Origin of the sequence: Mesorhizobium sp. M4B.F.Ca.ET.089.01.1.1, assembly GCF_004022605.1 — a bacterium.
GTDB lineage: Bacteria > Pseudomonadota > Alphaproteobacteria > Rhizobiales > Rhizobiaceae > Mesorhizobium > Mesorhizobium abyssinicae.
Map to the genome: position 1 here is coordinate 1 of NZ_RZOS01000625.1, position 2,629 is coordinate 2,629.

Sequence of the window (2,629 nt, forward strand, 5' to 3'; positions counted from 1 at the left end):
GACTTCTTCCGTGGCACCACCGCAGGTGCGGATGCGACCGATCCGACTATTAATGGGACGGCCGGGAACATGTCTGCCTCGGAGTATCTGAGCTTCGATGGCGGCGACTATTTGACTTACGATGCGGCCAATGAAACGTGGATGAACAATCTGCACAAGGACAATGCCAAGTGGACGCTCGCGGCATGGGTTTGGTATGCGGCAGCCGGCTCCGCTGGTTTTCTCGGCACCAATAACAACAGTGCGTCCTCTATCGGCTCATCCACGGGCATGAGTTCGGGCGGAAAGTTGTTCACATCAGTGACGAATGGTTCCGGCACCAATGCGATGCAGAACATCTCCGCGACAAGCATTCCCACGGGTTCGTGGGCGTTTCTCGCCTCCAGCGTGGATGAGGCTGTTGGAGCAGGCGGTCACATTCTCGGAATTAACAGCACCTTCGAGACCTTCGCCTCGACCTTCACGTCCCCATCGGCATCGAACGCAGCGTTTACTATGCAGATCGGTGCGCGAGGCAATGGCGCGGTCCCGGTTCCGAATACTTCAAGGATTGCGTGTGTCGCTATGTGGGAGGGCCGGGCGCTCACTCAAGCAGAACTACTTAGTTTGTTCAATGCCACGCGCGGCAGGTTTGGCGTCTAATAGTCAGCTAGTGCCGACCTGCCTCGCTCACTTAAAACAAACAGGTGAGACTCGCTCAAGTCTCCTTGAACACTGTGTATGTCGACCAGGCCGGCGTCGCAGAAGTCCTCCCATACCTTATTGGCGTTTCGGTCGGGTAAGACTTGCCTGGGTAATGTCAACAATAGATCAACGTCTCCCGGCTGGAGAACATAGGCAGTAGGTCTCCTACGCAATAGAAGCGCAAGGAATACTGTTGCCATAACCGCGACGAGTGCGATGCCAAGGGTCATTCGGCGAATGTAGGGCTCGCGCTGTCGGAAAGCAATCGCAACTCCAAAATCACGTTTAACTTGATAATCACGTTAAAACGTGCGAAAGATAGCGCTCAACCCCATCCAAGGCGGTGGCGCATGAACTTTTATCAGGTTTCGGGTTTTTTGAACCGGCTTTGCGGCGGACGTGGAGACCAGACCCTGTGCGCCCGGATCGCCGAGCAGTACGGCGCCCAATGCGCGTTCTGTCGCATCATGTCGCGGCTCATCGAGCCCAACCACTGCGCGCTGCAACTGGCCAAGTGGCATTCCCGTCAAGACCCGATCGAAACGGTCTATCTGAGGGACGGCCGCCCATGATCAAGCTCGTCCCCAACAGCGGCAGGGTGGCTCGCTATTCCCACAGCTTGCACCTGAACATACTCAGCCTGGTCTGCTGGCTGCTGTGCATCGCGGATGTCGTCTGGCCGATGCTCGGCGACTACCTGAAGATGCCGCCCCTCCTTTTCATCGCGCTCGCCGGCCTGTTCACGGCCTTGGCCATTCCCGCGCGCTTCGTCCTCTCCAAGCAACTCTCGGGAGCCTCCCATGCCGATCGGTAAAATCAGGGTGAGCCCGCGCGCCGTGGGCGCTGTCGCCGCTGCACTCGTTGCAGTGTCCACCACGACCTGGAACGCCTACATCGCCAGCCGGCCCGATCCGGCCGTGGTCGCCATTCATGCGGCCATCGACAAGGGCCTCACGCCACCCGCCGTCGAACTGGCGATCGACAAGCTGATCCTCCCGTGGGAAGGCCTGGTCCTCAAGGCGCATTGGGACCGCTTCTCCAAGCAATACGACATCTGCCACGGCGAGACGCGGATCAACGGCAAGCCCGTCACCAAAGACATGACGTTTACGCCGGCCGAGTGCAAAGCGATGCTCGTCGAGCGCGTCATCCACGACTTCTACCTGCCTCTGGTCGACGGCGTGAAGGACTACGCGATTGCGCCGCTCTCCGTCCAGGCCGCCATGCTCTCGGGTGCCTATAACTTCGGTGCGGCCGGGCAGAAGAAGTCGCGTACCGCGCAGTTCGTCACCAAGCACGAATACCATACCGCCTGCCTAGCGCAGACCGCCTGGAACAAGGCCGGTGGCGAAGTGGTGCCCGGCTTGGTCAAGCGTCGCGAGATGGGCGACGCTCAGCGCATCGGGGAGGCCGAGCTTTGCGTCTCGGGGCTCGATCTCAAGGAGCCCAAGTGATGCCCGGCTACGATCTCATCGTCATCATCTTGGCCACCGTCGACGATCTCTGGAACGAGCACCGGGCAGAAATCGTCGTCATCGGCGCGCTCGCCGTCGCCGGCATCGTGGCACTCGTGGGTAGCTTCCAATGACCGGCGCCGCGTTCGTCCTTTGGGTGCGTCAGTGGTTGCTGCCGAAAGTGGTGGCGGTGCTCACATTCAACATCGCGCTCCCCCTGTGGGTCTTCCTGGTCGCAGGCGGCTGGTTCTACTTCGACAAGCACTCCGCAATCCGCACGGCCGTCAACCAGGCTGTCACGAAGCTCGTGGCCGGTGCCGAGATCGAGGCGCTGAACGCCAAGCTCGCCGAGGAACGTCGCATCCGCCAGTGGAGCGAGGCCAAGGAAGCCGAGGCCAAGCAGATCGCCGAGACCGAGCGCCAGGCGCGCGAAGCTCTGGAAACCCATTTCGCCCAAACCCGTCTCGAAAATCGAAAGAGAAAAGATGACC

The 2,629-nt window shown here is 60.2% G+C and carries 6 protein-coding genes; all 6 read left to right on the forward strand.

Going from position 1 to position 2,629, the window contains the following annotated elements; translation table 11 throughout:
• Positions 1-642, forward strand: a 642-nt coding sequence (locus EN780_RS39075) for a hypothetical protein (protein WP_189556901.1), incomplete at its 5' end; no start/stop codon positions are given.
• Positions 643-1,034: 392 nt separating this feature from the next.
• Positions 1,035-1,256 carry a hypothetical protein gene (locus tag EN780_RS31755; RefSeq protein ID WP_128276244.1) on the forward strand — a complete coding sequence of 74 codons (222 nt, stop codon included), beginning with the start codon at positions 1,035-1,037 and terminating at the stop codon, positions 1,254-1,256.
• Positions 1,253-1,498 (forward strand): hypothetical protein, encoded by a 246-nt coding sequence (locus tag EN780_RS31760; RefSeq protein ID WP_128276245.1) that lies wholly within the window; start codon positions 1,253-1,255, stop codon positions 1,496-1,498. The genes EN780_RS31755 and EN780_RS31760 overlap by 4 nt, the downstream gene beginning before the upstream one ends.
• Positions 1,485-2,138: a glycoside hydrolase family protein gene (locus EN780_RS31765; RefSeq protein WP_128276246.1), complete on the forward strand. Its 654-nt coding sequence runs from the start codon at positions 1,485-1,487 to the stop codon at positions 2,136-2,138. Before EN780_RS31760 ends, EN780_RS31765 begins: the two co-directional genes overlap by 14 nt.
• Positions 2,138-2,272 carry a hypothetical protein gene (locus EN780_RS41430; protein ID WP_281035392.1) on the forward strand — a complete coding sequence of 45 codons (135 nt, stop codon included), beginning with the start codon at positions 2,138-2,140 and terminating at the stop codon, positions 2,270-2,272. The genes EN780_RS31765 and EN780_RS41430 overlap by 1 nt, the downstream gene beginning before the upstream one ends.
• Positions 2,269-2,629: hypothetical protein (locus EN780_RS31770; RefSeq protein ID WP_133372806.1), on the forward strand; the 361-nt coding region annotated here is incomplete at its 3' end. The genes EN780_RS41430 and EN780_RS31770, both read left to right, overlap by 4 nt.

Bases quoted from the DNA above. Each gene is read 5' to 3' on its own strand.
- EN780_RS31755 (WP_128276244.1), top strand. From the start codon at position 1,035: ATGAACTTTTATCAGGTTTCGGGTTTTTTGAACCGGCTTTGCGGCGGA.
- EN780_RS31760 (WP_128276245.1), top strand. From the start codon at position 1,253: ATGATCAAGCTCGTCCCCAACAGCGGCAGGGTGGCTCGCTATTCCCAC.
- EN780_RS31765 (WP_128276246.1), top strand. From the start codon at position 1,485: ATGCCGATCGGTAAAATCAGGGTGAGCCCGCGCGCCGTGGGCGCTGTC.
- EN780_RS41430 (WP_281035392.1), top strand. From the start codon at position 2,138: ATGCCCGGCTACGATCTCATCGTCATCATCTTGGCCACCGTCGACGAT.